A 5,351-nucleotide genomic window follows, 5' to 3' on the forward strand; every position below is an offset into this window, starting at 1 on the left:
GCGGAGCTGGTGGACCGCATCTAAAACTTCAAGTAAACAGAACGTCATTTGCCGCGTTGCGGATATGCGTCCATCAAGCTTGAAACAAAAAGGCGGGCGTCCGGTATCTACCGGACGCCCGCCTTTTTTTCATAATACAGCTTAAAATCCTCGGGGAATCCACTCGACAGGCGCTTCGTCCTGTATGAGCCTGACGGTAAGCTCTCTTGTCCAATTCTTATTAGACGCAACCACCATCTCCCGTCAAATTTCAAGCGACGTTTATCCCTTTGCGTGGCTTTTAAAATAGCTTTCCAGCACCGCAAGGCTCTCCTCCCGCAAAACACCGGAGGTAACCTTGGGACTGTGAAAAGAATTTTCAAAGACCATCCGGCTGCATTCGCAGCCATCATTGCCCAAAATACGCTCAAGGTCATCGTTGCTCGCTCCGAAAACCAGCCGTCCAAGCTTCACCCACACCATGGCGCCGCTGCACATAAAGCAGGGTTCGCAGCTTGAATACATGGTATACTCCGTCAAGTCCGTAATCCCGGTTTCCGCGCAAAACCGCCGGATCAGTCCGGCTTCTCCGTGGAAGGATGGGTCGTGCATCGTGTAAATCTGGTTTTCGTTCGTATACACAACTTCTCCGTTTTTGACCAGCACCGCGCCAAACGGCTCGTTTCCGTGTTCCACTGCCAGCCGGGAAATCTCGATTGCCTGCTTCATAAAAACCTCGTCGTTCACGCTGTTCGCCTCCTGAATGTTGGTTTGCCGATGGGTTGGGGCAGCTTTCGCGCGCCTGATTTCCCTCGGCTTATTTTGCGGTCGGCTCCGGATACGAAAGTACATCCGGAGCCGACCCTCTTTTTCGTTTCGTCTGAAATTCTGCTTGACAGTCACCCGCTCACAGGCGAAAGGCTCAAATCTTTTAAAGAGAGTTCTTTCCCCGAGCCATGTATTTTCCATGAGGCTCCGCCACCAGAATTCTGCCAAGCTCCGCCATCAGTCTGCCCCGCAGATAGACCTGCGCGATGCCGCCGGAGGTGACAACCCCCTCGTAGGGAGAATATCCCGCGGCACTCACGCTGTCCTCCCCCCGGATGACATGGCTTGCGCCGGGGTCATACACCACGATGTCCGCGTCGCTCCCCACCCGGATGGCGCCCTTGCGGGGATACAGGCCATACAGCTTGGCGGGGTTCTCGCTGAGCACCTGACACATGGTGGGCAGCGCAATTTTCTTCTTCTCCACACCAAAGGAATACAGCAGCTCGCCTCTGGTCTCCACGCCGGGAAGTCCGCCGGGAATCTTTGTGAAGTCCCCCCGGCCCACATCCTTCTGCTCCAGCGTGAACGCACAGTGGTCGGTGGAGACAGTCTGAATCAGGCCCCGCTTCAGCCCCCGCCACAAATATGTCTGCTCCTCCTTCGCCCGGATAGGCGGCGCGCAGACATACCGCGCGGCGGCGGAATAGTCCTCGTTGAAATAAACGCTGTCGTCCAGCACCAGATACTGGGGGCAAGTCTCCACATAAACCTTCTGCCCCCGCTTCCGGGCGGATTCCGCCTCCTCCAGCGCCTGACGGTTGGTGAGGTGCACAATAATCACCGGGCTGTCCGCCGCCTGCGCGATGCGCAAAAGGCGGCTCACCGCCTCGGCCTCCAGATACGGGGGCCGGGTCTGGGGATGAGAGGTGGGGGATAGCTCCCCGGCGGCCTTTTTCTCTGCAATCATAGCGTCGATCACTCCGGCGTTTTCGCAGTGGAAGCCACAGATGCCGCCCAGCCGACGCAGGGCTTTCAGCGCGCTGTAAATCGCGCCGTCGCCAATCATCATGGCAGGATAGGTAAGATACATTTTAAAAGAGGAAATTCCCTGAGCAAACATAGCCGGAAGCTCTGCCTCCACGGAGGGGTTCCAATCGTCGATGGTCATATGGAAGCCGTAGTCGCAAAAGGCGCGTCCATCGGCCTTTTTGTGCCACAAATCCAGCCCGTATTGCAGAGACTCCCCCTTGTTGGGACACGCAAAGTCGATCACGGTAGTGGTGCCGCCGCGGATGGCGGCTCGGCTGCCGGAGGTAAAATCGTCTGCGGTGGTAGTGTTGGCCACGTCTAGGTCAAAGTGAGTGTGAGCATCGATAAAGCCGGGGAACAAGAGCATTCCCGACACGTCCACCACATTTTCTCCCGCAGCAGACAGTCCCCTGCCAACCTGAACAATCTTTTCTCCGTCGATCAGCACGTCCGCCCGGCGAACTCCCCGGCCTGACACCACGCCGCCGCCCTTGAGCAATGTTCTCATCCAAAATCCTCCCTTGCGTTTTGTCTTGATACGCCCTCAGCATAGCATAGTTTTCTCCGGATTTCCAGATGTGTAGAGCCCCTGTCGCAAAATATTTTTGCACCGAGACCCGGCTCCCTTTTTTCGCGCGGCCATTGGGCCAATCTGGCAAATTTTACGCCGATTTTGCGTTTTCCTCTTTCTTTTTTTCTCGGTGCGGGTTATACTGATCTCAACATAAAGCACGGTTTGCGCCGCGCTTTTAAAATGAAGGAGGTAAAAGATGAGAAAGGCAATTTCCCTGTTGCTGGCTGTGATTACGGCCATGTCTTTGACCACGCTCAGCTTCGCCGCTGAAACCCCCGCCGCGGTGGACAAGGGCGACATTGTGGTGCTGTACACCAACGACGTTCACTGCGGTGTGGACGACAATATCGGCTACGCAGGCTTCGCGGCCTACGCCGCCGAGATGCGCAAGGCCACCGACAATGTGACCCTTGTAGACGTGGGCGACGCGGTGCAGGGCGCGGCTCTGGGCACCCTGTCCAAGGGCGAATACATCGTGGACATCATGAATCAGGTAGGCTACAATGTGGCTATCCCCGGCAACCACGAGTTTGACTACGGGATGGATCAGTTTTTTAACCTCTCCAAGGCCCTGAAGAGCGGCTATATCTGCGCCAACTTTATGGACCTGCGGAGCAATAAGCCCGTGTTCGATGCGTACAAGATGGTCACCTACGGCGACACCAAGGTGGCCTATGTGGGCATTGCCACGCCCGAGTCCATCACCAAGTCCACCCCCACCTACTTCCAGGACAACACCGGCAAGTACATTTACGGCTTCTGCGCCGGCAACAACGGCAAGGAGCTTTACAACGCCGTGCAGTCCGCGGTTGATTCCGCCAAGACCGCAGGCGCGGACTATGTCATCGCCGTGGGCCATCTTGGCGACGACGCGCAGAGCGCTCCCTGGCGCTCCGCCGACGTGATTGCCAACGTCTCCGGTCTGACCGCCTTCCTCGACGGCCATGCCCACAGCACCATCCCCTCTCAGAAGGTCGCGGATAAGGACGGCAAGACCGTTCTGCTGACCTCCACCGGCACGAAGCTTGCCGCCATCGGCAAGCTGGTCATCAAATCCAGCGGGACTGTTTCCACCGAGCTGGTGACGGACTATACCGCCAAGGATTCTACCGTTGACACCTTTGTCAAGGGCATTCAGGCCAAAAACGACGCGCTGCTGAATAAGGTGGTTGCCAAGACCTCCGTTGACCTGACTACGCTGGAGGCCGACGGCAAGACCCGCGCCATCCGCAATCAGGAAACCAATCTGGGCGATCTGGTTGCCGACGCTTACCGCGACGCGGCAGGCGCAGATGTGGCCATTGTCAATGGCGGCGGCATCCGTGCCGACATCAAGGCAGGCAATATTACCTACGGTCAGATTATCGCCGTGCATCCCTTCGGCAACGAGCTACGTATGGTGGAGGCCACCGGAGCGCAGATTCTGGACGCGCTTGAAATGGCCTCCCGCACCACCCCCGATGAAAATGGCGGCTTCCTTCAGGTTTCCGGCCTGACCTACACCATCGACACCAGCGTTCCCTCCACCGTGAAGACCGACGACAACAAGATGTTTGTCTCTGTCACCGGCGCACGGCGGGTCAAGGACGTGAAGGTCGGCGGCGTGGACATCGTGGCCACCAAGACCTACAAGCTGGCTTCCCACAACTATATGCTGGAGGACGCGGGCGACGGCCTGAATATGTTCCAGAAATGCAAGACCCTCAGCGTTCCCGCCATGCTGGACAATGAAATTCTGATTAACTACATCACCGGCACTTTGAAGGGCACCGTTCCCGCCGAGTATTCCAAGGCACAGGGCCGCATCACCGTCACCGGCGCGGTCATGCCCTTTACCGACGTGGCGTCCAACGCCTATTACTATGACGCGGTGCTCTTCTCCATTGAAAAGAGCCTGATTCCCGGTACCTCCGGCACCGCCTTCAGCCCCAACGTCACCATGACCCGGGGCGACGTGGTGCTGGCCCTGTGGAATCTGGCCGGCAAGCCCTCCGCCAAGGCGAATCCCGCCTTTACCGACGTGGACTTTGCCACCGATTTGGGCAAGGCTGTGGCTTGGGCCAACGAGAACAGCATTGTCAACGGCAAGACCGAAACCACCTTCGTCTCCGGTGACTCCGTGAGCCGCCAGCAGTTTGCGGCGTTTATGTTCCGCTATGCGGAGGCTCTGGGGTATAGTGTCAGCGTCGGCGGTAGTCTGGGCGCGTTTACCGATGCCAGTCAGGTTTCCTCTTATGCCACCAAGGCACTGGTCTGGGCCAACGGCAACAGCCTGATCAACGGATTTAACGACAACACCATCCGTCCCTTTGCCACCGCCACCCGCGGCCAGTCCGCAGCAATTATCTATCGCTTTGCCTCCACTCTGACCGCAGCCAAAACGGCCTGATTTTATCGGCTGATTGTTTAAAAAAGCCCGCCGGTTCGGTTTTGGGACCGGCGGGCCTTCATTATCAACAAAACGCGGCTCCCGGCAGATAAAACCGGGAGCCGCGTATTTGCCTTAAGAGAAGTTACAGAGACTTCTCGTAGGATTCGATCATCTTCTTGACCATCTGGCCGCCGACAGAACCGGCCTCGCGGGAGGTGAGGTCGCCGTTATAGCCTTCCTTCAGGTTGACGCCAACCTCGGAAGCAGCCTCCATCTTGAACTTATCCATTGCCGCGCGGGCCTCGGGCACGTTGATCTTGTTAGTGTTCTTGCTAGCCATAATTGTTTCTCCTTTTCTCAATTCCGAATTTATTGAATTCGTGTTTGTGGGTTTCTGGGTATCGCAAGAGTAGTTTGACTCGAAAAAATAAGAATATGCCGAAATTTTGGCGGTAAAATTTTGAAGCACTTCAAATTCTCACCTTCTGAAAAATTGAACGGCACGGCGCGCAGGAGCCTCAAAACCCTGCGCAGCTAAGATAGAACCCGCTTGCGAGGTTTTCGTCAACCCGAAAGAAGGCAAAAACAAAGGCTTAACTTTTTTCAGTGGCGGACAGACAATAGATA

At 56.6% G+C, this 5,351-nt stretch carries 4 protein-coding genes; 1 reads left to right on the forward strand and 3 read right to left on the reverse strand.

Annotated elements, in window-relative coordinates; genetic code table 11:
• Positions 1 to 261 precede the first annotated feature (261 nt).
• Together RTK01_RS07205 and hydA are read right to left on the reverse strand one after the other, a co-directional pair.
• On the reverse strand, positions 262 to 726 hold the full coding sequence (locus RTK01_RS07205) for a nucleoside deaminase (protein ID WP_312280325.1): 465 nt from the start codon (positions 724 to 726) through the stop codon (positions 262 to 264).
• A gap of 184 nt (positions 727 to 910) precedes the next feature.
• A complete protein-coding gene (gene hydA, locus RTK01_RS07210) occupies positions 911 to 2,287 on the reverse strand; it encodes a dihydropyrimidinase (protein WP_312280326.1) in 1,377 nt (458 codons plus the stop codon).
• A 262-nt stretch (positions 2,288 to 2,549) separates the two neighbouring features.
• Between hydA and RTK01_RS07215 the strand changes: the two genes are divergently transcribed.
• Positions 2,550 to 4,742 carry a 5'-nucleotidase C-terminal domain-containing protein gene (locus tag RTK01_RS07215; RefSeq protein WP_312280327.1) on the forward strand — a complete coding sequence of 731 codons (2,193 nt, stop codon included), beginning with the start codon at positions 2,550 to 2,552 and terminating at the stop codon, positions 4,740 to 4,742.
• 124 nt (positions 4,743 to 4,866) lie between these two features.
• On the opposite strand, the gene RTK01_RS07220 is transcribed toward RTK01_RS07215, so the two are convergent.
• Positions 4,867 to 5,064, reverse strand: coding sequence for an alpha/beta-type small acid-soluble spore protein (locus tag RTK01_RS07220; protein ID WP_293007622.1), 198 nt, complete (start codon positions 5,062 to 5,064; stop codon positions 4,867 to 4,869).
• Positions 5,065 to 5,351: the final 287 nt, after the last annotated feature.

This window comes from Oscillibacter sp. (assembly GCF_031978065.1).
In the GTDB taxonomy this organism is placed as follows: Bacteria; Bacillota; Clostridia; order Oscillospirales; family Oscillospiraceae; genus Oscillibacter.